Source organism: Amycolatopsis australiensis, assembly GCF_900119165.1.
In the GTDB taxonomy this organism is placed as follows: domain Bacteria; phylum Actinomycetota; class Actinomycetes; order Mycobacteriales; family Pseudonocardiaceae; genus Amycolatopsis; species Amycolatopsis australiensis.
Map to the genome: position 1 here is coordinate 24,217 of NZ_FPJG01000002.1, position 23,493 is coordinate 47,709.

Sequence of the window (23,493 nt, forward strand, 5' to 3'; positions counted from 1 at the left end):
CCCGCATCACGCGGCCGAGGCGGTAGCGTCCGCTGCACGCTGCGCCGCGAGGACCTCGCCGACGCCGAGCGGTACCTGCTCCCCCGAGGCGTGCAGGTACCGCTGAGTGGTCCGGATCGACGCGTGGCCGAGCAGCAGGCGGATCTCCTCGATGTTGGCTCCGGACTGCAACGCCAGCTGGGCCGTCGTGTGCCGGGTGACGTGCGGCGTCATCCGCTCGACCACCTCGTCCGGCAGCCCCGCGAGCGCAGCTACCCGCCGGAGCAGCCGAAACACCTCGTGCGACGTGATCGGCTTGCCGGTCCTGGTCATCAACAGCGGAATCCGAGTGCGTCCGCCGGCCTGACCGCGCCGGACAACGACCTTGAGGTCCGGGCGGCTATCCAGGTACGCCGACAGGCGTTCCCACGCAATGTCCGCCAGCTCCAGCGGCCGGTACTTGCCGCCCTTCCCCTTCACCCGGAGCTTCTGAGTGCCCTGGCGGTTGACGAGATCCTGGACGGCCAGCCCGCACAGCTCCCCGATCCGCACGCCGGTGATCAGCAACAACGCCACCGTGGCCGCGTGACGCAGCCGCATCGGGCCCTGCAGCCGGTCGGCCGCCTCGATCATCGCCACGGCCTGCGCCGAGGTCAGCGAGATGGTCGGCGAGTCCTCCGGCGGCCGAATGCCTTGTGCACCAGCGGAAACCCCGGCAGCAGGCGACTTCTCGATCAGCCCCTTGTCCACAAGGAACTGATGCCAGGACCGAACCGAGCACAGCGCGCGCGCCCGCGTCGCCGTGGCGTAGCCCGCATCGTCGAGCGCGGCCAGCCACCGGATCACCTCGATTTCGGGGACTGCCAACGGATTCAGACCGCGAGTGCGAAGCCACGCCCACCAGTTCAGGCCGCCCAGCAGCGGCGAGCGCGCCGGACCCTTCTCCGGGTGGGCCACCGGAATCCGGTACCCGAGGTCCCGAGCGTAGCCGCGGGCGGTCGCCCACGACTTCGCACTCAGCCGCTCCAGCCACTCCTCGGTCTCGGCGACCAGCTGATCGCCGAGGTCGTCCCACGTCGGCCCCGCGTCGGCGCGCACCAACGAGCCCGTTGCCTCCACCATCCGAACCGACCGCCCTCGGTCCCGGCGACGCCGGCGGCATCGCTCACTGATCAGTGAGCAACATCTACCACCCGCCACCGACATTCCGGCGCATCCCCCGCCTCTCGGTGCGGCTGCCGCCAGGCGGTCTTCGATGTACCGTCAATGGTCGTTATCAGTACAACTGGGTCGCTTCGACGCCCGTGGTTCAACGTCCGATCACACAGGCCTATTTTGTCACGGTGACGAATTGGCTGGCGGGCTCCGACAGCCAGCAGCGCCGTGATTCAGCCTGCATCCGCTCGGCCGGGCGCCACCTCGCCCGGATAGAATCGAACAGCTAGTGATCCCCGCGGCCGCGGGGCTGACGCCCGGACGAACAACGCTCCGGCACCGCAGCTCGCCCACGGAGGAACCCAGATGCCGTCCCCCACCGCCGACAGTCCGATCAGCACAGCGGCCCGCCGAATCTGCCGCGACGTCAACCAGAACGTCGCCGCCATCACCCGCTACTACGACGCGGCCGGCGTCTACCTCCGCGGTCACGAAACGGGGATGCACTACGCCAACCCGGCCGACCGGCCGACGGACGCAGCAGTGCGGGCAGCCGGCCGCCGCGACACCGCGAACCGCATGACCGAACGCGAAGCGCAGGACCTCCTCGACGCGTACGCTGCGACCGGCCGGTACGACGGCGCGGAACACGGAACGTTCCTGGAAGAGATCGAATTCGAGCGCAGCTGCGCCCGGGAACGAGCTAGCTTTGACACCTGATCCCGGAGCAGGTGCCGCACCGGCACCGCACCACAGCGGAGCAGAAGGAGCGCCCTGGTGACCGAACCCACCGGCATCTCGGCGGTCGACGCGCTGATCACCGTGCACGCCGCCGAGCGGAGCCAGCTCAACGCCACGTTCGTCGTGAACGCGGCCGAGCACACCGTGGCCACCGTCCGACAGGCCGATCTGGTGGCGCAGCAGGCTGCGGCCCGGCGCCGGTGGACGACGGCCAAAGGCCAGCTGACCAAGGCGCGCAAGGACGGCAGCGCCGAGAAGATCGCCGCGGCCCGGCAGTGCGCAGACGATGCGTACCAGGAGTTCACGCGGATCTCCGACGCGGCAATCGCGGAGATGCAACAGCTTCTCGGCGCCCGCTTGACCAGCAGCGGTGAACTGCTGAAACAGGCGCGACAGACCTGGGACGCAGGCTCGGCGGTCATCGACGCACTGGTCCGGTCCGGCTCCACAGAGCCTCCGCGCGACGGCGGCCGGTGACCGCCGAGCCTGCGTCCCGCGGCACCCGGATAGCGATCGCATTGCCGCCGGTCACAAGCGATTCGGGCTGGATCGGGACCCTGTCGCCGAGGCCCGGCTAGTCGGCCGACTCCATCCTGATCGGAGCGCTCGTGATCGGCTGACGGGCGCGCCCCTCCCGCCGGCCGGGAGGCTCGGCCCGATCATGATCGTCAAGAAGCCGAGCAAGTTCCGCGAGGGCGCCCTCGCTCCCGCGCGGTGGCGACTTCCGCGTCTCGGCCAGCAAACGGCGAGCAGCCTCTGGCGTGCCGACCAACGACCGCCACCCCTCCCCCGCGCCGCCCTGCTCGAGGAGCCACAGCTCATGCGGGCCCGGCAGCGCGAACGAGCTCCCCGCCCGCACCGCGGCGGCCGCGGCGGCGCACGCGGCCGCCCACTCCGTGACGTGATCCCGCAACCAGGCCAGTGGCGCGACGAGCCCGCCAAGCTCCGGACCGAACCGCATGCCCAGCGCGCGGTTGGACAACCCGATCGTCCTGCTCATCGACGACAGCGAGAAGCCGTCGACCAGAGCAGGCACAGCAACCGTCCGCTGCAGCCGGTCGGCCATTTTCGTCAGCTCGTTCCGGAGAGCCTCGATCCCGTGCAGCCGGACGATCGGATCATCGCGGTGCGCACTGCCGCTCACGAGCTCGTCGACCGCCATGCTCAAGGAGTGGGTGACCCCCTTCTCCAACGAGTCGAGGACGCCGGCGACGTCCAGGGCCGGCAGCTTTGACTGCTCACCGGGCTGCCGGGTGTCGAGGGCCAGGTCCAGCCGAAGCCCGTTGAGGCCTGTCCGGATCACGTGGTCGATGACGTCTCGCGCAGGATCAGCCGAGTAGTCCGCGACGCCCGAGTGCACGATCGCGAAGCGCGCCAGCTCCCACACCTCCGGCGGGATCGAACCTGGGAAATCGGTCTGGTCGTACGCGTGCAACACCTCGAACGGCGGGTTGATCAACAAGACCGGCTCGGCAACCACCTTGCTGAGGAACGCCGCCACCACCGCCAGGTCGGTCCGGTCACGGCGGTAGCGCAGGCCTGCGACGTCCACCACCGAGCCGGCGCGAGCGGCGGACCGCGCGGCCTTCCGCATCGTGTCCACAGCGGGGCCGTCAATCCATTCCAAGTGCCAGCCGAGCCCGCTGCCGAAGTCATCGTAGGTGGCGGTGACCTCGACGCCGGTGTTCGACGACAACGTCCTTGCCAGCTTATGCATCGCAGAACTCCGGCTCATGCAGCCAGCCTCCCAGGTCGGCAATCAGATTGCCAACCACCCTGAACTGCACAAATCCGTCCGAAGACAGTGTCCGTCGAAACCCGGACCACAACGCCGCCGATCCAGCCCGCATCACCCCGCCGGTGCGGACGCTCCGTTACGGTGCGGACGGGCGGGCGTCTCCTCGTCGGCGAGGCGAACAGCGAGGCACGCCATGCCCTTGTCCGCCGAGCACCGTCGCGCCTTCCGGAAAACCTCGGGCACCACCGCTATCCTGGTCGGCAAGGCCGCCGCGCGTCGCTGCCGGACTCCGAATCGCTCGGTCACCCACGCTGACCCGCGATGACGAGGACAAGGGTCTCGGACTCACGCGTCATTTGAAGTCTTCCCGTTTCGCTCCTGCTCGTTCAGGCCGGGGAAGGCGTGGGCATCCCCGGCCGGAACCGAGGAGTCGACCATGACCACCGACAAGGCGGCCAAGCGCGCCGCCCGCGAGCTCGCCGGAGGCACGCGCGATCGCCGCACGAGCAGCTCCTACACCGCGGCGAGAAGGGCCGACACCCGCTCGGCACGGCGCCACATCGAAGCCCTGGACGAGGAACCACCGGCCACCGTGGACGCGCCGGCGGCGGTGATGATGGCCCGGCACCTCCGGGCCGCGCAGCTGCACCTTTCGGCCGTCCGCAGCCTCGCGATCGGGCAGAACCTCATCCTGTCGTCGACCGCCAGCGACGCCCCGCCCGGACCGTTCCCGGCGATGCAGGCCGCCGTCGACGACTCGATCGTCACGACGCTGCACCTGCAGATGTGGGCCGACCGGACTGCGCACGCTTCCGGCGCGATCGACGAACCGATCGACCGGGGGCTCAACAGCGACCCCGCGACGAGCGTGGCCTGGCAGCAGCTCTACCCCGGTCCCCGCAACGACGTCAGCATCACCTGGTGCGCCGCTGGCGGGAAAATGCCGCAACTCGGTGAAACCCTCAGCGGAACCGTCGACGATCCGCCGTGGGACCGGACGCGCTACAGCCTGCCCGGCGCCGTGCCGACCTGGACGCTCTCGGCCTACGCCGAAGGCCGCAACGTCCACCGGGCACGCGACGTCGTCCCCGCCACCCCCGCTGCTCCGGTCTGGGCCGCCCACGAAGGTCTGTACCGCTACGCGAGCGACTGGATGAACCGCCGCGGGGACTCCCCGGCCGACCTGGCGGCCGCGCTCGACGGCCTCAAGGAAGTCGCCGGGATGCTGCCCGACGTCGCGGAGCAGATCGTCGACGAGGTGACCGCCCGACTCGAACGCGGCCGGCTGACAGGGGTAGACCGCGAGCGGTTCACCGCCGCGGCCGCCACCCTCACCGGCCTGCTGGCCAAGCCCACCGGCGACGGCGGCCGGGTCAACCAGCTCGGCCGGGCGCTGTGGCAGATGCGGCGGGCGCTCACCGGCGCCGCCGTGACCACCCGTTCCGATGCCGACGCGCAATTCTCGCCGTCCCTGCGCCGCGAATGCGAGGGCAAGACCGCAGTCGAACTGCGAAAGCTGCTCGGCGAGGAGATGTTCCTCCAACGGCAACGATCACGTGTCCGTCCCGGCGTCTACGACCGGGCTGAACAGCTGGAAGCGATGCTGACCTGGATGCACGCGACCGGCGCGAACACCTACTCGGCCACCCGGCACGCGGCTACTGTATAACGAACTATTCAGCGCGGCACGCCGAGCGAGACCCCGACGCCTCGATCGATGCGATTCCGATCGACGGCGGAATTTGATCTCGACGCCGCCCAGACGACGCGCCGCAGCGACCCGCGGCGCGTCGTCTGGGAAACTCCCCCGGTGCCGAACATCCAGACGTTGGCGCCCAGAACAACGGCACCGGCCCGGGGAACGCGGGAGCAACCTCACCGACGACCTCACGAACCCGACAGCCGCACCTCGGTCGACCGGCCGTCACCCCGGCCCGATTCAGCGCGCATCACCGCGCCGACACCCGTGTCGAGCTGGCATCCGCAAGGTGGCCGCGCGCGTGCCCGTTGACGAACTCGTCGCGGCGATCCGCGCCGCCGCAGCCGCGGTCCGCAAAGTGCGAGCCACGATGGAGCAGGCACAGCAACTCACCACGGAGTGCCGCGACACCCTGCGGAACGCCACGGTCGGTGCCGGCGCCCCCGAGCCCGCCGAAGCGATGAACCATCTCGGCCAGGCGCTCGACGGCCCCGAAAGCTTCGCACAGCGGCTCGCCGGCCTGGAGCAGGCCGCGTCACGTCTCGACGGCTACGCCGCGCACCTCGAGGGCGCGCCGAGCGAGCCCGGCCAACCACCGCCAACAGGGTCAACAGCCCAGCCGCAAGCGCGCCCGCCGACCAGCACGCCGTTCACGAACAGCCACGGCGACAGCTATCCCCGCGAAGCAGCAGACCTCGCTGCTCGGCTCCCAGCGCGTGTCACCCCGGGAGCCAGCGAGCGCACCCACGCCGTGGCCCGGTCCGGCGGCACCATCTTCCCCACCGTGACCTCCGGAGCGGACTCGCTGACCGATGCGACTGAACGACTGCTCCGCGAACACGGCTGCACCGAGAAACAAGCCGAGTACCTCAAGTACCACGCGGAGATCAAGGTCGCCGAGCTGGTGCTCCGCCGCGACGACCTGACCGACGTCGAGGTGGCGATCAACTACACCCCCTGTGGTGTCGAGCGGCAGCAGGAGTTCGCCGCCACCTGCGACAAGCTCCTCAACCGGATCTTTCCCCGCCACGGAGCACGTAGTTTGACGGTCTATGGCACCTACCAGGACAATCGTCCTTACAAGACGCGCTACGGAAGGCCTCAGCCGTGACCCTCGCTCTCGACCTGGACCAGGTCCGCCGCGACAACACCGCGACCGTTTCCGTCCTGCGCGCGGTGCCCGACTACCTCGCACTGCTGCGCTCCGGCGCCCACCACGAGCGGGACACCCACGCCCCGGTCGCGACACGCTGGGCGCTGTGGGCGCGGGCCGTCGACGACGGCCCATGCCTCGACGTCGGCTTCCACGGTGACAAGGGCACGCTGACCTGGTGGGCCGACGGAGCCAACGAGAAGCTCGTCCCCGCTGGCACACAGCTCCGCGGGGATGTCATCGAGTACTGGTTTGCCAGCGAGCCGGTCGGCTGCACCGAAGGCGAAGAACTGCCGGTGGAGTACGTCTACGCCGCTCTCGGCGAGTTCGTCGCCACCGGCAAGCGCCCCACGATCATCCAGTGGATCCCCGCCGCCGAAGTGCCCGACCAGCGACGCCCGCCAACCGAGAACGTAGACCCGATCTCCCAAGGGTGGGGCGCCGCACTCCCCGCGAGCGGCACGTAGTCCGGTCCGCGCTGTGCCCCTGAGCCTGGTGCTCTCACCAAACCCGGACCACAACGACTCGTCCGCTGACGCGCGCCGCGTCCACTTCCCGCGCCCTTTGTTGTGTCAGCGGTGACGCGTCGTTGGTGACACGGCGGTGTGAAGCCGGGCGCGGGGACGTCGCCCGGTCGGGGTGCTGCCGCCCCGCTCCGGGTTACTCGAGCGCGCCCGCGGCTTCGGCTCGGTGCGGATCGTAGGACCAGAACGTGCCGTCCGCGCGCATCCGGCCGTACGGCTTCGCAGTGCCGGGCGGGAGCGTCCTTTTCGGAGCGGGATCACACAGCACGGCAGACGCGGTGGTCAGAAGCGGAGCAACTTTGTCGAAAACCGCCTTCGGCAGGGGCTCGGCTGTGCCGATGCCCAGGACGTTCACCAATTGGTCTTTCTCGTTCACTTCGACAGAGAAGCGCACTACGTAGCCCTCGGACCGCAGCAGCTCCGCTGCTGCCGCGATCCTGTTTGGGACAGGTGCGTCGTCGAGGTTGGAGAGAGCTTCGGGATGTGCGGTCAGCGCGCCGTCCCACGGAGCCGTGTCGTCGCCGCGCTGGGCGCGCTCGACCAGCGGCCGCAGCCACGATCGCGAACTCATCCCGCCGCGGCCGAGGGAAGCGGCCCTCTGCGCCGCGACCAGCCCGATCAGAACCACGCCCACTCCGACCGCCGCCCATACCTGCCACGCCATTGCGTCCCCCGCGCTCCGTAGACGCCATGCGCGGCCAGAGCCCGGCCCGGGACCGGCTCCCACGAGCGGTCCCAGACCAGAGGTTCAGCGCGCCTGGTCGTCCGAGTCGATCAATACCGAAGGTACCTGCTAGCTGTTGCGGCCGGCCGATGTGATCGACGGGAGCTGGTCCTCCAACGCGGGCACGATTCAGTCTGCATCACGGGGAAGGCGTAATGCGAGCCGAGGCCGGCCGTGACGGACTCCTGAGAAACCCGCATCCGTGCGGAGTTGCTGTTGCCCGCCGACGTGGCACCTGCGTCGGTGGAAAGAGCGACGGAGGCCCGCCTTCCGAAGAAGGCGGGCCTCCGCAGCCGGGTGAGCGGGAGTTTACGAACTTGGTTGGAGCAGGTGAGCCAGCTCGACTCGTTCATCCGGCGAGAGGCGATCGACGAGAAGTACCGCGAGGCTGCTGACGTCCTCGGCCTCGACCACCAACGGCCATGGCTGCGACGGTGACGCAGCCGTCGACGTCCCATCCGGCTCCGGCACCGAACTACGAGCCGGCGGAGCCGACGCCGAGCCCGAAGCCTGTTCTGCCCCCCTGCTGTAATCCCGGCTTACAGCAGGAGCCTCCCCGCCGGAATCTGCATCCGACGTCGTCGCCGCCGCGCTGCTGTAATCCGGGATTACAGCAGCCGCCTCCTCCGACGAATCGGGGTGGGCTACCGCAGCGGCCGGAGACTGGCGATCCGGACTCACGGCCGGTGCCGGGGCAGCCGGCCCGGCCGCCGCTGGGCTCGGAGCCGAGGTGTAATCCGGGATTACAGGATCCACCTGATACGGCACTCCCGCGTCCCAGATTTCCTTCTGCCGGTTACGCGGCAGCTTCGCGATCGCGCGGGCGAGCTTCAGCTTCAAGGTGCGCTCGGACGCCGGAAGCGGGAACTCGCGCTGCAGCACCCCCTGGAACTCCGGAATCAGCTTGAGCAGATCGATCCGCGAATCCACGTAGGCGTGCGTCTTGTGGATCTTCTTCGCGACGTCCCGTAGCGACAGGCCTTCCCGCTTCATCTTGTTCTGCAGCATGGCGGCCTCGAGGAGCGGCGGCAGCCCTTGCCGGTGGATGTTCTCGTGCAGGATCCGGTCTTCGATCTCTGCCGCCGTCGCCACCGACGGCGCCAAGACGGCTTCAAGCGTCTGCCACTTGTTCAGCGCCGCGCCGGCGTGCCGCCGATTGCCGATCACGATCACGTACTTGATCTTCACCGGCCGCCCGACCTTGCCGTCGTTCAGCTCTGGGCGGATCTCGACCGGTACCCCGCCCTCGCCGCCGTCCAGCTCGGGGTAGGCCTCGACGAACGCGTCACGGGTGACCACGACGATCGGCTGAAGCTGCCCGACCTCCCGCAGCGACCCCGCGGTCTCCACCACCTCGGGGTCATTGGCGTAACGCGGGTTGATCGGGTTGGGGAAGGCCTCGTTGAGCGAGACCTCGAACAGGCTCGTCCGGCTCTCGTCGTACCGCCGGTGAAACGCCTTCAGCGGATCGGCTTCCTTGGCGTGGACGTCCATCGCTGCGAAGTTCTTAGGCATGAGGCGCAGCCTCTTCCTTCCTCGGTGCATCGAGCGGACCCAACGACGGCAGCGGCTCCAGAGCGTCCCAGTCGGATGCGGGAGCCAAACCGGCCTTGACGTCCAGCCGCACCGCGATCCTGTTCAGCTGCGCGGCGTGCGTGCTGTTGGGCACCTTGTCGGGAACCGTGCGGCCTTCCATCCAGGCCTCCTTCACGATCGCCGCCGCCGGCAGGTGCGCCAGGATCGGCAACCCCTTCGTCCCGAACGCCTCCAGTTGCCCGCCGATGTAGCGGTCGTAGCCGGACAACGGACGCCGGAACAACCCCGGCACCAGCCCGAGAAGGTCGCGGCGCTCCAGCCGGAGCTCTTCTTCCATGACCGCGATCTGGGACAGAAGAAGGCGAAGAGCGCGCAACGACGTCCGGGCAAGCTCTACCGGAATGAGCACGCCCTTCGCCGCGGCGAGAGCGTTGTCGGTCAGCACGTCCAAAGCAGGGGGGCAGTCGAGCCCGATGTGGTCGTATCGGCCGTCCGGCAGCTGATCGAGCAGTTCCAGCAGCCGAAGTTCCGGCAGCCGCATCCGGCTGCGGTACATGCTCTTCACGACCGTCATCATGTTCAGCGTCGTGGGCACGATGTCGATCAGGCCGCCGCTGGGGTGCGTGGAGTGACTGATGATCAGGTCTTCCAGCGGTCCGGTGTACTCGCCGCTGAGCGCGGCCGCGATGTCCGGCTCGCCTTCGTCCACCTCTAGCTTGCCCAGGGCCTCCGTCGTGAGGTGCCCCTGCGGGTCCAAGTCGATCAGCAGGACACGGCGGCCACGCGCGGCCAGCGCCCCGGCGGTGCCGGCGGTCAGCGCGGTCTTGCCAACGCCGCCCTTCTGGTTCAGCGAGGCGAAGGTGTAGCCCTTCGGGTACAGCGCCCCATCGGGAACCCAGAGGTTCACGTCGGTCATGGGTGCAACAACTCCTTGGTCTGGGGTCTCGATGGTGAATACGCCTTGCTCGATCAACCACTGCCGCCAGTACGCGACCCGGTCCGGGGCCGCCCGAAACCCGGGAGGCCAGCCCTCGCGCGCGATCGCGCGAAGAACCAGCGGAACCCGGCTCTTCCCCACGTTCGCGCGCGCGCCGAGTTTCGCCAAGTCCGGATCCACCACCGCGTGCATGGCATAGGCGGCCTGGGTCAGCGTGAAGTCGACTGGTTTGGTGACACGGAATCGCTCGACGCCGTCAGCGTCGAGTTGAGCAACGAGCGAAGATGCCCGCATCTAACGGGTCCCCCTCTAGTTCAGGTACTTGGTACTGTACCAACATGCGAGGTGCTGATGCGCGAGGACCGGCTCGCGTGTCGCGGCCGCCGTCGACGCCAGCTCGACCCGGGATCCCGGCGCGGACGGTGTAATCCCGGATTACACCCCCGACGCCGCCGGAGGGTTGTGGTCCGGGTTTCCGCGCCGCTGATGCCGCCTGCATCACGAGCAGTTGCCGCCGCTACCGTGAAGCCAGAGGACTTTGTCAGCCTCTACGGAGTCGGGTGCTGTCCAAAGGGGACGGCCAGCACCCGACTCCGGTCGCGGCAGCAGGCCCTCGCCGATGCCGCCTGAATCACGCGTTCAGCGACGACGCCCCCGAGACAGCCGCAGCACTACTGATCCGCGTCGTTTCGCACAACGAGTTCCCGAAGCGAGACCGGCTCGCCGGAACCAAGCCGTACGGCCTCGTCCGCGGACTGCGGCGTCGGCCCGAACCTCAGCCGCGGGCACTGCTCGCACAACTCCGCAGCATCGTCCACCTGCCACGGACGTCCGCAACCCTCGCACGCTCCCAAGCCCAGCAACTCCGCCTCGGCCCGAGGGGTGATCGTCGGAATCCCGTGAGCCCACCTGGTTCGCGCGCCCAGCACCGAGAACATCAGCCCCGCCATCCGCGCCGCATGCTTCCACGTCGGGTCATCGGTCCCGCCGGCCAACTGCTCGTACAGCCGGGACGCCGCAGAGAACCCGGCCTGCTTGAGGTACGGATCATCGTCCTGGCGGTACGCCTGCTCCGCCTCGTCCAGCAGGAGGCTCAGCTCCGCCGACACGGCGGACGCGCCATCGACGTCCCGCCGAGAACCGGTCCGGCCGCTTTGCGCGCGGACGTAAAACTCGTTCCCCTCACGAGCCTTCACCCGCCGACGTCGTTTGCTGCCTGCGTTCTGGGTCATGATCGCCTCTCACGGCCGGAACCCACGCCATCCGACCGGCCACGATCGACCACAGTCCAATGGGTACTTGACGTGCACGTGAGTCCCCAGCCCGCCCGACGGCGAGCATCGACCCTTGTCCTCGTCACCGTCGTGCCCTGCGTGGGAGGGCGACGGCTCGGAAGCAGGCAGCGACGTGCGGCAGCCAGGAAACCAGGCTATCGCAGGCAGCAGCACCGATACCCCGCAGATCAGCAGCCCCGCCGTGCGGTTGTGGTCCGGGTTTCGGCGCCCGGAGGCCGAGGTCACAGCAAGCCGACCTGGTGCAGCTTCAGCAGCGCACCCGCGACGCCCGGCGCAGCCCCGATCAGCAGCATCCGCAGCACGCGGACCGCGCGATCACCGCGGCGGTGGTTGCGATCGAGCACCGCGACCACGGCAACGAACGAGATCAGCAGCAACACGTAGCCTGCCGCCACCGCGATGAGCCACTCCGGCATCGCACACCTTCCTCACCTTCAAAGATCAAGGCGAGGGCACGACCTTCGGGGCCCGCTCCGCTTCCTACCCAGTGACGGCACGAAGCACAAGCGGCGCACTCTTCGGCACGCCGAAACGGAGATGCTGAACAGCCGAAACAGGGTGCGGGGTTCGCAGGCCGCGACGAAGTTCGCCTACCCGAGGGGTCGAGCGGGCCAGGTGTCGACCAGCGCGGACACCTGCCGAAGATGGGTGACGTCGGCACAGCGCGGCGGAAACCGGCCAGCCGGTCGTGCCGCCGGTCAGCGCAGGAGCTGCACGAGGGTGTCGATCAGCTCGAAGGGACCCCCCTCGCCGGCGGCGACGGCGGCGACGGTGTCCGACCGCTGTCTTCCATCGCCAAGCAGGTAGGGCTTGCTGACCTGGGCGATCAGCGGTTCCCCGTCGACGCCGACGGTCACGTAGAGGGCGGTCGTGTCCACGAGCCGGGCCATCGTGGTGGTCAGCACGCGCGGGTTGGGACTGGCGAAGCGCCAGCCGCTACCGAGGTACAGCGCGCGCGCCTCCGGGTCCACCGTGGCCCAACGGCGGTCACCGCCGCGCAGATGACGAGGATCGCCGCCCGCCGCCCGCAGCGCCTTCGTGGCCGCAGCAATCGACTTCCGCGGCGGCTTGTTGAAGTTGTGGGTCTGCGCGGTCTCATAGAGCACGAACCGGGTCCCCAACGGCTCAGACGGCAGCAGAAACAGGTGCAGCAAACCGTCGTTGCCGCTGCCACCCCCGGCTTGAACCAGACGAACCAGCAGCAGCCCGCGCAACCGCGCAAGGCCCTCGTCACCGAGCTGCTCGGTCAGGTGGTGCAGCGTCCGCATGCCCTGCATTCGATCATGGGAAAGTCCCGACGGCACGCGGAAAACCGGGCCTCGGGGGCAGGCTTCGTAACGCCCAGGACGGTCCCCCTGCACCGGCGTCCGGTGCACGTACTGACGGTCGGGATCACCGGGTCGTCACCGCCAGCCAGCGCGACGTCGCGGCGTCACCGCTCAGGCCCGAGGAACACCAACCGTCTCCGGCGGCTTGTCGAGGCGCAGTCCCTTGTACGCCGGCTTGCGGAGCCGCCCATCGGTCGAGACCTCGGCGTACTGCACATCCGCCACCAGGACCGGCTCCACCCAGCGCGCCACCCGCGAAAACTCCCGTGGAACCCCGGCGGCGAACGGCGAGGTCGTGCGCTCCAAGCCACCGAACCGCGACAGCAGCAGCTGCAGCATGTCGTCGGTGAAGCCGGTCCCCACGTTGCCCAGCCACACCAACCGGCCGTCCGCGTCGTGCGCGCCGACGAGCAAGGCGCCGAACGTCCGGGCCCGGCGGCCGGTGCCAGGCAACCACCCGCCGATGATGACCTCGGTCGTCGGCCGCAGCGGCACCTTGATCCACGCCGAGCTCCGCTCGCCGGGCCGGTACGGCGCATCCGCCCGCTTCGCGACGATGCCCTCCAGGCCGTGCTCGGCGGCGACCTCCAGCATGGTCGCGGGGTCGACGTCCGGGAACGCCGGCGGCGTCGTCACGTGGTCCTCCGCCAGCTTCAGGTCGTCGAGCAGATCCCGGCGCCGGTGGTACGGCAGCGCGGTCGTCGATTCGCCGTCGAGGGCCAGGACGTCGAAGACGTACAGGAACGCCGGCACCGCAGCCAGCAGCGCCCGAGACGGACGCTGGACATGCATCCGGCGCTGCAACAATCCGAATCGCGGACGGCCGTCCTCGAGCGCCACGATCTCGCCGTCGAGCACCGCGTCGCGGCCGTTCAGCAGCTCTGGCAGGTCCGCCAATTCCGGGTACGTCGAGGTGATCGGCGTCTGCCGACGCGAGAACACCTCCAGCCGCCCACCCGCCACGGCGGCGACCGCGCGGACGCCGTCCCACTTGAACTCCGTCCACCACCCCGGCCCGGACGGCGGCATGCCCAGCGTGGCCAGCATCGGCGCAACCGGTGCCAGCCGCCCAGAGCCTCCGGCCGCCATACCCGCAATCGTCACCCGAACAGCCCAACAGCGCAAAGTGACGTCCAGAAGCGACAGTCAGGGACTCCCGCGCAGCCAGGCCACAGCTTCCAGCTCGACCGGGCGAACTCGGACGGGCAGTCGGTCCCGTGGAACAGCTCGTGGTCATCGTCGCCAGCTTGATAGCGCTGGTCGTCATCATGGCCGTGATCCGGAAGACGCCGCCGATGCGGCTGCTGCTGACGCTCAGCCTGCTTCTGCTCGCCGTGCTCGCGCTGGGCGTCGGCAGCCCGGAGATGTTCGGGCATCATCGTCGACGCGTTCAAAGCCGTCTACGGCCGCTGAGCGGCAGGCATCGCACCGCGGATCGAGGTGATCCAGCATGAATCACCTCGAACCGGCGGATGCCGCAGCCCACGCCCAACAGCGAACGCGCGTGGCTGGCTGTAATCCCGGATTACGCCCGTGCACGGCTGACGCCCGCCCGCGCCGGTTTGTGGTCCGGGTTTGCGAGAACGCGCCCGAGATGGCGAGTCGGTCAGCCGTCCTGGGCGACGGCCGGCTCCGCCGCCGCACGCCGTTCGAGGATGGCGGCGGCTTTCTCGCGCCACTCCTGCGCCTGCGGGCTGGTGTCGTCCGGATCGGTCAACTCGGCCGCTCGGAGGGTGTAGTACTCGGCCCGTTCCCGACACATCTCGCGAAGCCCCACGCGATCACCCTTTCCACACAACGAATCGAGCGGACCTGCTCGGCCCGGCGAGCCGCCATCTCACCGAGCCTCGCGCCGCTCCCGCAGCTCCGAGGCCAGCAGGTGAAGCGCAGCAAACCCGATGGCTCCCAAGCCCGCCACACCATCGTGCTGCACGGCGAAGGCATCCACCAGTGCGTCGGCGGCCGCCGGATCGCCAGCCATGTGCCACGCGACCGCGAGCATGGCGGCCAGCTCGGCCGTCGCCGGCGGGACGTGGGCGCCCGGCCCGACCATTCCGATCGGCTCGAGACCCTCCACCTCCGCCAGCGCATCGGCCAGCAACCGCGGCGCGACGTGAGCCAGCCGCCGAAGGCGCTCCTCGCCCACGGGTGAGGGCTCACGCCCGATCCAGTCAGTCAGCTGTTCGTGCGCCGCCGGGGGATCCTCGACTGCGAGCGTCGCGAAGCGGAGCACCAACGCGCTGTCGGCATCGTCGTCGGATCGGCCAAGCTCGGCGAGCAGCCCATCCGGGCCAAGCAGCGGTCGGCCCCAAGCTCGCGCGACTTCGTCGGCGCGGGCCAGCCACTGCTCGCGCGTGTCCGGGCCCTCCATCGGCGCGCCCCAGATCTCGGCGATCTCGTCGGCCCGCAGCGGCCGGTTCCAGTCGTCGACACCGATGTTCTCCGGTTGCGGAGCCCGGTCGACCAGCTGCCGCACCAGCCCCAGGTCGCACGGCTCCAGCGGCGGCCGCGGAGCGAAGATCGCCTCCACCAAGTCGATGATCAGCTCGTCGTCCGCGCGGGACGGGCGTACGTGACGGGCGAACTCGCCTTCGTGCAGGACCTCGAACTTCGGCCGCTGATAAGTGGCCACGGGAACTCCGTTTCCCTCGAAGAGCGTCCGTCGAGTTGTCAGATCATCCAGGCCCCGCGCCGCGTCCGCCGTCCGACTCGCCGAGCCGGACCCCAGCCGAGCTCACCGTGGCGGCCTTCGCCAGCAGCACCACCAGTCGCTGCGCCCACTCGGCCGCACCGGCGAAATCGCCGACTGCCCGCGCGCGGTTCATCTGCTCCACGCACGCATCGACGCTCACCGCGTCCTCCGCCGGCGACACCAGCTCGGCGCCGCGGACCACGACGACATTCGATTGTCCCGCAGCGCCGGCAAGTCCTGCGCGGGTGAACCGCCACCGCGGGCCACCCGCTAGCGGCTCCAGCACCACGGGCAGGTCGCCGTGCCGGTCGACGTCCCTGCCGAGCTGCTCCACCAACGCCCGGAACGTGCCCGGCTTGGCCACCGTCCGCTCCGGCCTCTCCCCCTCACCCCGCTCGGGGGCGGGCGCGGGCGAACCGCCGATGCCGCCTGCATCACCCGGCGCGCGATCGGAGCCCCACGGCGACGTCATGCAGGCTTGGCCTCCGGCTGCAGGTCCTCGTGATCGTCGGGGAGAACGGCGATCGGCGCCATGACCAGCGCAGGCCGGCCGTAGTACATCGCCGCAGACGGAATTCCCCGCTGAGCATCCTTCCATACCGTGGAAAGCTGGGGCCGGAAATCGGATCCTGGCAGCTCCGTCAGCGCCTCAGGGTCCATCCCCAGCTTCCGTGCCGTCGTCTCCCACCTGGCCGGCGACATCGCGACCGCGATCGGTTTGAAGCCGCCCGGTGCGCGTTGCCAGACGACCACGATCTCGTCCTGAACCTCCACCGATTCCTTGAATTCGCCCCAGTGCTTGTAAACCCAGGTTGATGTTGTACGCACGGCTCAAATTTACCAGATTAACGACATTGGTGCCACAGTGGCGAGGGGTTCTGTTTCGCCGGTGTTCCACGGGGGCTTCGCCGCCCCCGGACCCCCGCAGGCACTCCCGGAGAGAGGGGAAAAGCTTTACCGGTCCCGTTTTCGAGGTGGCTGGGGTTTGGTGCTCTCTCCGATCGGCCCCCAGGAGGTCTACCCGACAAGGACACGGGGTGCAACGAAAAAGCGCGTTGCACCCCGCGCCCTCGCCGGGTAGATCCGCCCGCAGGCCGATCGGAGAGAGCACCAAACCCCCTCGTGGCAAGCAAGCCCGCCCGGTTGCGAATGTGACCCATGCCACTGTCTAGAAGTCTCGTAAATCTCGTAAATCTGGTAAACTTCAGGGGTAAGGAAAAAGGGGAGGGAAACCTCAGGAAAGGGGGCCAGAAATGGTCATCGAACACCCGAGCGGATACCCCGCGCCGAGTCGGCCGGACACCGCCGAATTGCAGATCATCGAGCGCGACGCCGAGGAGATCGGCTCGCTGCTGCAGGGGGTCGGGTTCGTGCTCGGCCGGTACCCCGCCACCGGCGCGGCCTACCTCGAACACCGGGCGAGCGGGGTCACCCTCGCCCCGCGCGAACACGGCTACCGGATCCACTACCCCGCCCGCAACGAGCCGTACCACCTGGCACTCGTCGACCTCACCCGGCGCACCTCCCAGCGCACGACCGCCGAACTCGCCTACGTGATCACGCTGGGCGTCGCGGGCAGCTTCGCCAACATCCAGCCAGGCCGGTGATGCAGCCGGAATCACCGGAGGCCGACAACGCCGACGACCTCCCCGACGACTGCTCGCACGGGCAGGCCGAATACGACGTGACCGGCAAACGCACGTACCACTAACCGACGAAACGCCCCGGCCGGGGCTGCTCACCTACCACAGATCACCGCCCCGGCCGGGATTCCCTCGCAATGAAGGAGAACCCAGTATGCACCGCCCGCCCTTGCCCACCGCCGCACGCCACATCAACCCTGGCGACGTGTTCAGTACCTGGCCCAACGGCCATGGCGCGCACGTCGCCGCCAACACGGCGTGGAGCCGCGAACGCGAACTGGTCGGGATCGCCGTCGAAGACCTGGACCAGGTCTGGACCTTCCCGGACAACCACGTGCTCTACCTCATCCACGCCACGCGCGTGATGACGATCTGCTGCAGCGGATGCGGCATCGACAGTTCCCGCCTGGTCGACCTGGTCGACCTCGCGGCCGACCCGTCCGAGATGACGTGCAAGGGGTGCCGCCGATGAGCAGGCACCGCCTCCGCACGTCCCCCCGGGTCCTGGAACTGCTGATCTTCTTCACGACGCTCACGCAGCACAAGGACCGCGAGGCCGTGCGCGTGCAACACGAAGTGTCGCGTTCGGGCAACCAGTTCCTCAACGCCGAACAGCAACGCGTGTTCCACGTCCGTGCCGAGGCCTACGCCGATCTCGCGCTCTCCTACGCCAAGGACCACCCCGGCGGCCACGACCAAAGCGCCGTCGGCGCGGGCATGCTGATGATCCAGACCGCCGAGCACGCGACCACGCAGTTGCGCGACGATCTCGACCTCGCGCAGGGCCACCCCGACGACGGCGTGTACGCGATCGGCCGCGCGACGATCGCCGCGTTCACGTGGCTGAAGGTCACCCACGGCTACGCCGAGTCGGAGCGGCGATTCCGCCGGGCGGTCAACGCCGTCCGCAGCCTCCCGGCCGCCGACGCGCCCCGCCAGCCCGCCGCCGCCCGGTAGCACCCCTCAGCTCTCACGTCACGTCCCCGGGGTGGCTCCGGCCACCCCGGGGGGAAGGAGGCCCGACCATGGCCTACAAGAAGTACACCGCCGAAGACCGCGCCGCGTTCGCCGAGGCCGACGCCGAACTCGCCGACGCCGCCCACCGACTGCTCGCCGACCCCGAGGAAATCGAGCGGCTGGTCACCCACCTGATCACCATCCGCAGCCCCCGCGTCCTGCGGTTCTCCATGCGCAACCAAGCCATGCTGATCAACCAGGCCCGCGAACGCGGAGTCACCCTTACCGACCTGGACACCGCCAAGGGATGGAGCCAGCGCGGCCGCAGCGTCCGCGACGAGGAGCGCGAACACCCCTACCGCCTCACCGTCCCCAAGGGCACCGAAACCGTCGACGGCGACGCCGCCGACCACGACGACCAGGACCACGACGACCACGGCGACGGCGGCGAGGGCAAGAAGACCCGGGGCCGGTTCCGTACGCGTACGTACTACGACCACGCGCAGACCGAAGGTTTCGACGACACCATGCCCGGGTTCCGGCCGTCCACAGTGGAGGACCCCCAGGCAGTCCTACGCGAAGCGCTGGCCGACCAGCTCGACCGGTTCGGCTACGACGTCGTATTCGACGACGTCGACACCGTCGAGGTCAACGACGACGCCGAGCCGCCCGTGATCGCCGTTCCCGCCGACGACCCCGTGATCGGCATGGCCCGCGCCCTCGGCTCCATCCTCAGCCGCCCGCCGAAGGAACGCCCGCGCCAGCGGCGCGGAGAGCGTGCCCCCGCCGGTGATGCAGGCTGGATCACCGACAAGCCCGTCGGCGCCCGCCGCGTCGTGCTGGACCTCGGGGAGTTCAAGACCGCCGTTGCATGGGTGATCCCCCACCCCGAAAGCGGCAGCGTCGTCTACAAGGTGACCGGGCGAAGCCTCTACGGCACGTGGACCGTCCACAGCGAGGACGCCGCCAACCACGACACCATCACATCCGCCACCGTCCAATACGGCGACTACACCGGCGCTGACTACTACAGCTACGGCCAAGCCCCCGGCCTGCCCAAGGTGAACGGCATCGAGTTGCTCGGCAGTTGCGGGGCAATCACCCCGGACCGGATAGCCCAGCTCGACCGCTACCGCGTCCGGCCCCGCCGCAGCGACGACGGCGGCCGCAGCAGCCGCGAAGTACCCGACAAGACCGCCGACCGCACCGCCGCCGTCGTACGCGCGATCCTCACCGACTTCTACGCCCGCGACGACCTGGACCAGCTCCACCAGGCCCGAGCCCGCCGCGAAGCACCCCACCACCGCGCAACCGCCCACCGTGCTGCTGACCAACTCAAACGACAGATCGACGCGCTAACCGCCGACCTGGACACCGCCACCCAGGACGCAGCGCGCTACGGCGCGATCGCCGACACCGCGCAGCAGGACTAGCACCACCACCCGAAAACCGCCCACCCCCAAGCCGGCGACCCACCTCACCGGAACGCCGGCGACCACCACCCCGGAAATGTGGCACAGGTCACTAAGCTGCCAATGTCGTAAATCTCGTAAATCTGGTAAATTTAAGAAGTCGGCGGAACACGGCTCGCAAGCGCCGTGCCGGGCGCGGGAAATCGCACTGAATCCCGCGCCCGGGTATTCCACCCCTCATTAATGCAAAGAACGGAACACTCATGACCGCAACGCAGTCACAAACCGCCATCGTTCTTCCTTTCAGCGAGCCCGAGCGGGCCGAGGAAAACCAGGCCGAAAACCGAACCGACGAGGTCACCGCGACCGGCGAGGAGTCCGCTGCAGCGGCCGACGCGTCAGCGTTCGTCACGCGCCTGCTCGACCCCACGACCGTCGCTCCACACCCGTTCAACAGCGCCATTCGCTCTCAGCCGGACTGGTCCGAGCCCCGATGGGCCGCCCTGCGATCCTCCGTGGCTGAGCGCGGCGGAAACACCGCCGCCGGAACCGTTGTCACGCTGGAAGCATTCCTGCAGGCCCGTCCGAACCTTGCGGACAAGTTCTCCGAAAACATCAAGTACGTCACGATCTGTGGCCACCGCCGACGCGCTACCACCGAGGTGACAGGCACTCCGTTCAAGGCCGAGATTGACGATTCCCTCATGGAGAACAATGGAGACATTGTTCGCATGACGGAAGACAACAAAAACCGCGAAGACATTTCCGAACTTGAAGAAGCAATCATGTTCGAAAACTACATTCGGGGAGGTGTTTCGCAACGAAGCCTCGCGAAGCTGCTCACCGGATACACCCAGCCGACCATTTCGCGACGGCTCGCGCTGCTGAACATGTGCCCGGAAATCCTCGAAGCGATCAACGGGAAAAGTGATCTGTATTACGACGAGGTCGAAGAAGACGGCCAGAAGGTCAAGAAGCTTAAGAAGCTGCCCACAGCAGAAGCGGCAGTAATCGCCCAGAAATTCCCCTACGCCGACCCGTCCAGCCCAGCCAGCAAAAAGGGTGCCACCCTCGACGAGGGACGCCGACGCGCCCAAATCCAGGTCCTCAAGACCATGAATGTACGCGGCCGAGAAACGGGATGGAACGTCGAACGAGTCTGCGCCTACGTCGCCCAGGTCATCGAATCGGTCACCACCGCAGAAAAACAGAAAATCAAGCTGATCAAGCCGAGCAAGGAATTCGGGTTCGCCGCCGCAGAGCGCCGCCTCACCGATGCAGCCGGAATCACCAAGGCCCGCAAGGCCGGACACCTGGCCGCCGAGGTCGACACCACCACCGGTGAGCTGGTCTACTACACCACGGCCCCGAAGAAGAAGCCAGAGCCGCCGACCCCGCAGGCCGAGACGCAGACGAAGAGCGCCAGCCCGGTGGCGGCCGCGCCGAAGACCAAGGCCGAACCCTCAGAATGGGAAATCGCCAAAAAGGCCGAAGAAGCCAACAAGGCCGAGGCGCGAAAGCTGCGCATGGAATCACTTTTGAAGATCGTGGGCAAGACCCCTCCCCAACGGGAGATTCTTTGGATGTTCGCGCGTAGCTACCACAACGGAATCGCGCAGACCGCCGGTGGCGGAGACGCCGGGCGACTCGCGCAAAAACTCTGGCTCGAAAGCAATCTCGAACCGACCCTCGGTGACCAATTCCGAGAGCAGATGGCAGAGGAGGAAGACCCCAAACTCGACCTCCGCGCCGCCTGGGCACGAATGATCGCAGCCTACGAGCTGCACGCCCGCACCTGGAACGGAATGTGGAACCGTGTAGATATCGAGTATTTCGACCTGCTCTACCGCATGGATGGCTACACGCCCACCGCGTGGGAGTCTGAGCAGTTGAGCAAGACACGACAGCGGCTCGCCGACCAAGAAGCCGTCGAGGAGCCGGACGACGTCGAGGAGCCGGACGACGTCGAGGAGCCGGACGACGTCGAGGAGCCGGACGACGTCGAGGAGCCGGACGACGTCGAGGAGCCGGACGACGTCGAGGAGCCGGACGACGTCGAGGAGCCGGACGACGTCAAGGCCGACGACCAGTAGCCAGCCGACTTACCCCCGATTTCCCGGGGGGCCGGGAAGCAACCCGGCCCCCCGGGTTTTCGCGCGTGAGCGGATGACCGCAGCCCGGCGCATCGAGCGCCGGCCTGCGGCCGCCGCCGGGGCGCGTCACCACAAGCGCGTGGTCGCGTTCCCGGCCGGCGGACGGGCATCGAGCGCCCGCCAAGGGGGGCGCCGCATCTTCAAAGAGCCCCTTCCTCCCGGGACGGCGACTCGTCGGCTTGGGCCAAAGGCGCGCGTGATTCAGCCTGCATCGAACGAGGCGTCGGCGACTTAACTTGTGTTAAGTGTCTTAAGTTACGTATCCGATACTGAACTAAAGTGACGCCAGTTGGACACTTAAGATACGCAACGCGTAGAGTGCCATCGTATGAGCGAAGAGCGCGGCGGAGACTCCTCGAAAACCTGTCAGTACCCCGGCGGGGACTACCCGAGCGAGTGCAGCCGTCCGGCCGCTCCCGACCCAAATACCGGTCGCCCCACGAAGTACTGCTACAAGAAGGACGGTTCAGGCCCGGTCCACTCCAAGGCCAACGCGTGGAAGGAACGCGACCGGCGGCAAAAGGCAGGCGTCCCGGCCGGCGTCACCTCGACCGGCAGAAGCCAGTCCGCGCTCGACACCATCGATCCGCTCGACGCCACCGCGCCGCAGACGCGGGCTCACCTCGGAGTCGAGATGAAGCTGTCGGATCTTCCACGGCGGATGCAGGAGTTCACGGACTTCGTACTGAACCTGGTGTCCGACGCGGCCACGGCTGGCGACGTCGAGGCCGCCTCAGCGGAAGTAGAAGAAGTACGCCACGACGCCGAAGCGAAAGTGGCCGAAGCGCAACGAGAACTCACGAGCGAGCAGCGCCGCCGGCGACAGGCCGAGACCCGCGCCGAAGAAGAGGCCAACGCTCGGGCCGAAGCCGACGCTGCCGCCGCCGAGGCCGTCGCCGACGTCGAGCGAATCCGAGCCGAAGCGGCCGCAGAAGTCGAGGCCGCCAAGGCGGCTGCAGCTGCCGAAGTCGACGCTGCGCGCGCGGATGCTGCAGCCAAGATCGAGAACGCCAACCGCGCGACCGAGGCAGCCGCCGCGAGCGAGGCCGCCGCAAAGACCGAGGCCGAGCGAATCCGCGTCGAGTCGGCTGCCGAAGTCGAACGGATCCGCCGAGAGGCTGAGGCCAGCATCGAGAGCGCTCACCAGGAAGCCGCCCAGGCTGTCACTGGCGCGCAGCGGGATGCGGATGCAGAGGTGGCGCGAGTTCGTGAAGAAGCCCAGACCCAGATCCGCGCCGCGAACGATGACGTATCGGCGGCGCGCACCTCCCAGGCTCGAGCCGAAGCCGAGCTGGAAAGCGTCAAGCGCGCGGCCGCCGAAGACCGGACGACCGCCGAAAACCTCCGAGCCGAACTCCGCGACGTCCGCGAACAACACCGCGCCGAGTTGTCCGAGATCCGGCAAGACGCTCGCCAGGAACGCGAACAACTACGCTCTGACCACGCGACGCAAACCGCGGACCTGCGGAGCACACTTCGTGCCCGCGACGAAGTCATCGAGCGACTCCGGCAGCAGCTCGAATCGACGCGCCCAGCGGCCGAGCCCGGACCCGGATCGTCCGGGCCGGCCCCCGGCAGCCGCCCGAAGACGCGGTGAACGGGACCCGCGCACCGAGGAGTCACGCCGCCGGTGCGCGCGATGCCGCCTGAATCACCCCGGACCGGGGCCCGTCGTCGGTACCTGCGTTACGTGGACGCCGAATCCTGACGGCGGAGGTGCGTCCCCAACGGCCGTTTTTTCGCGGCGGCGACGAACCGGGGTGATGCCGATCTGACGAAGTTCTCGGGCAGTCCAGCCCCCCGCCGTCGCGTCTTGCCAGGCGGTCG

The 23,493-nt window shown here is 68.7% G+C and carries 25 protein-coding genes; 12 read left to right on the forward strand and 13 right to left on the reverse strand.

Features of this window, described 5'->3' with window-relative positions; all coding sequences use genetic code 11:
- Positions 1–6 precede the first annotated feature (6 nt).
- Positions 7–1,101, reverse strand: coding sequence for a tyrosine-type recombinase/integrase (locus tag BT341_RS00545; RefSeq protein WP_072474377.1), 1,095 nt, complete (start codon positions 1,099–1,101; stop codon positions 7–9).
- Positions 1,102–1,500: 399 nt separating this feature from the next.
- Here BT341_RS00545 and BT341_RS00550 point away from each other — a divergent pair, with 399 nt between their 5' ends.
- A complete protein-coding gene (locus BT341_RS00550; protein ID WP_072474378.1) occupies positions 1,501–1,854 on the forward strand; it encodes a hypothetical protein in 354 nt (117 codons plus the stop codon).
- 57 nt (positions 1,855–1,911) lie between these two features.
- Positions 1,912–2,352, forward strand: coding sequence for a hypothetical protein (locus BT341_RS00555; RefSeq protein WP_072474379.1), 441 nt, complete (start codon positions 1,912–1,914; stop codon positions 2,350–2,352).
- 97 nt (positions 2,353–2,449) lie between these two features.
- Here BT341_RS00555 and BT341_RS00560 read toward each other — a convergent pair whose 3' ends face one another.
- Positions 2,450–3,592 carry a hypothetical protein gene (locus BT341_RS00560; protein ID WP_072474380.1) on the reverse strand — a complete coding sequence of 381 codons (1,143 nt, stop codon included), beginning with the start codon at positions 3,590–3,592 and terminating at the stop codon, positions 2,450–2,452.
- 457 nt (positions 3,593–4,049) lie between these two features.
- On the opposite strand from BT341_RS00560, the gene BT341_RS00565 reads away from it, so the two are divergent.
- The 3 genes from BT341_RS00565 to BT341_RS00575 all read left to right on the forward strand — a co-directional run bounded on the left by BT341_RS00565 (position 4,050) and on the right by BT341_RS00575 (position 6,932).
- Positions 4,050–5,282: a hypothetical protein gene (locus BT341_RS00565; RefSeq protein WP_072474381.1), complete on the forward strand. Its 1,233-nt coding sequence runs from the start codon at positions 4,050–4,052 to the stop codon at positions 5,280–5,282.
- A gap of 319 nt (positions 5,283–5,601) precedes the next feature.
- A complete protein-coding gene (locus BT341_RS00570) occupies positions 5,602–6,423 on the forward strand; it encodes a DddA-like double-stranded DNA deaminase toxin (protein WP_218177714.1) in 822 nt (273 codons plus the stop codon).
- A complete protein-coding gene (locus BT341_RS00575; RefSeq protein ID WP_072474383.1) occupies positions 6,420–6,932 on the forward strand; it encodes an Imm1 family immunity protein in 513 nt (170 codons plus the stop codon). The genes BT341_RS00570 and BT341_RS00575 overlap by 4 nt, the downstream gene beginning before the upstream one ends.
- A 193-nt stretch (positions 6,933–7,125) precedes the next feature.
- Here BT341_RS00575 and BT341_RS00580 read toward each other — a convergent pair whose 3' ends face one another.
- From BT341_RS00580 to ligD, 7 genes are all read right to left on the reverse strand, one after another.
- Positions 7,126–7,617 carry a hypothetical protein gene (locus BT341_RS00580; protein ID WP_143168425.1) on the reverse strand — a complete coding sequence of 164 codons (492 nt, stop codon included), beginning with the start codon at positions 7,615–7,617 and terminating at the stop codon, positions 7,126–7,128.
- A gap of 405 nt (positions 7,618–8,022) precedes the next feature.
- Entirely contained in the window at positions 8,023–9,228 is a 1,206-nt protein-coding gene (locus BT341_RS00585; protein WP_143168426.1) for a ParB/RepB/Spo0J family partition protein, read from the reverse strand.
- Entirely contained in the window at positions 9,221–10,480 is a 1,260-nt protein-coding gene (locus BT341_RS00590; RefSeq protein WP_072474386.1) for a ParA family protein, read from the reverse strand. Before BT341_RS00590 ends, BT341_RS00585 begins: the two co-directional genes overlap by 8 nt.
- A gap of 377 nt (positions 10,481–10,857) precedes the next feature.
- Entirely contained in the window at positions 10,858–11,418 is a 561-nt protein-coding gene (locus tag BT341_RS00595; RefSeq protein ID WP_143168427.1) for a hypothetical protein, read from the reverse strand.
- 284 nt (positions 11,419–11,702) lie between these two features.
- A complete protein-coding gene (locus BT341_RS00600) occupies positions 11,703–11,897 on the reverse strand; it encodes a hypothetical protein (RefSeq protein WP_072474388.1) in 195 nt (64 codons plus the stop codon).
- Positions 11,898–12,179: 282 nt separating this feature from the next.
- On the reverse strand, positions 12,180–12,749 hold the full coding sequence (locus BT341_RS00605; protein ID WP_072474389.1) for a hypothetical protein: 570 nt from the start codon (positions 12,747–12,749) through the stop codon (positions 12,180–12,182).
- 171 nt (positions 12,750–12,920) lie between these two features.
- Positions 12,921–13,856, reverse strand: coding sequence for a non-homologous end-joining DNA ligase (ligD, locus tag BT341_RS00610; protein WP_084742709.1), 936 nt, complete (start codon positions 13,854–13,856; stop codon positions 12,921–12,923).
- Between the two features lie 170 nt (positions 13,857–14,026).
- On the opposite strand from ligD, the gene BT341_RS00615 reads away from it, so the two are divergent.
- Positions 14,027–14,263: a hypothetical protein gene (locus tag BT341_RS00615; RefSeq protein WP_072474391.1), complete on the forward strand. Its 237-nt coding sequence runs from the start codon at positions 14,027–14,029 to the stop codon at positions 14,261–14,263.
- A 152-nt stretch (positions 14,264–14,415) separates the two neighbouring features.
- Here the strand turns inward: BT341_RS00615 and BT341_RS45100 are convergent, their stop codons facing one another.
- The 4 genes from BT341_RS45100 to BT341_RS00630 all read right to left on the reverse strand — a co-directional run bounded on the left by BT341_RS45100 (position 14,416) and on the right by BT341_RS00630 (position 16,329).
- A complete protein-coding gene (locus BT341_RS45100) occupies positions 14,416–14,586 on the reverse strand; it encodes a hypothetical protein (protein ID WP_177328701.1) in 171 nt (56 codons plus the stop codon).
- A gap of 60 nt (positions 14,587–14,646) precedes the next feature.
- Positions 14,647–15,441 (reverse strand): hypothetical protein, encoded by a 795-nt coding sequence (locus BT341_RS00620; protein WP_072474392.1) that lies wholly within the window; start codon positions 15,439–15,441, stop codon positions 14,647–14,649.
- A 43-nt stretch (positions 15,442–15,484) separates the two neighbouring features.
- Positions 15,485–15,865 (reverse strand): hypothetical protein, encoded by a 381-nt coding sequence (locus tag BT341_RS00625; protein WP_143168428.1) that lies wholly within the window; start codon positions 15,863–15,865, stop codon positions 15,485–15,487.
- A 104-nt stretch (positions 15,866–15,969) separates the two neighbouring features.
- Positions 15,970–16,329 (reverse strand): hypothetical protein, encoded by a 360-nt coding sequence (locus BT341_RS00630; protein WP_143168429.1) that lies wholly within the window; start codon positions 16,327–16,329, stop codon positions 15,970–15,972.
- A gap of 425 nt (positions 16,330–16,754) precedes the next feature.
- On the opposite strand from BT341_RS00630, the gene BT341_RS00635 reads away from it, so the two are divergent.
- The 6 genes from BT341_RS00635 to BT341_RS44015 all read left to right on the forward strand — a co-directional run bounded on the left by BT341_RS00635 (position 16,755) and on the right by BT341_RS44015 (position 23,263).
- A complete protein-coding gene (locus BT341_RS00635; protein WP_072474395.1) occupies positions 16,755–17,108 on the forward strand; it encodes a hypothetical protein in 354 nt (117 codons plus the stop codon).
- Between the two features lie 241 nt (positions 17,109–17,349).
- Positions 17,350–17,616 (forward strand): hypothetical protein, encoded by a 267-nt coding sequence (locus BT341_RS00640; RefSeq protein ID WP_143168430.1) that lies wholly within the window; start codon positions 17,350–17,352, stop codon positions 17,614–17,616.
- Positions 17,613–18,101, forward strand: coding sequence for a hypothetical protein (locus BT341_RS00645; protein ID WP_143168431.1), 489 nt, complete (start codon positions 17,613–17,615; stop codon positions 18,099–18,101). Before BT341_RS00640 ends, BT341_RS00645 begins: the two co-directional genes overlap by 4 nt.
- Positions 18,102–18,169: 68 nt before the next feature.
- Positions 18,170–19,534 carry a hypothetical protein gene (locus BT341_RS00650; protein ID WP_072474398.1) on the forward strand — a complete coding sequence of 455 codons (1,365 nt, stop codon included), beginning with the start codon at positions 18,170–18,172 and terminating at the stop codon, positions 19,532–19,534.
- Between the two features lie 242 nt (positions 19,535–19,776).
- Complete coding sequence (locus tag BT341_RS45105; protein ID WP_177328702.1) at positions 19,777–21,606, forward strand: hypothetical protein; 1,830 nt, start codon at positions 19,777–19,779, stop codon at positions 21,604–21,606.
- 388 nt (positions 21,607–21,994) lie between these two features.
- Positions 21,995–23,263, forward strand: a complete 1,269-nt coding sequence (locus BT341_RS44015) for a coiled-coil domain-containing protein (RefSeq protein WP_143168432.1) — start codon at positions 21,995–21,997, stop codon at positions 23,261–23,263.
- The last annotated feature ends 230 nt before the right edge of the window (positions 23,264–23,493 follow it).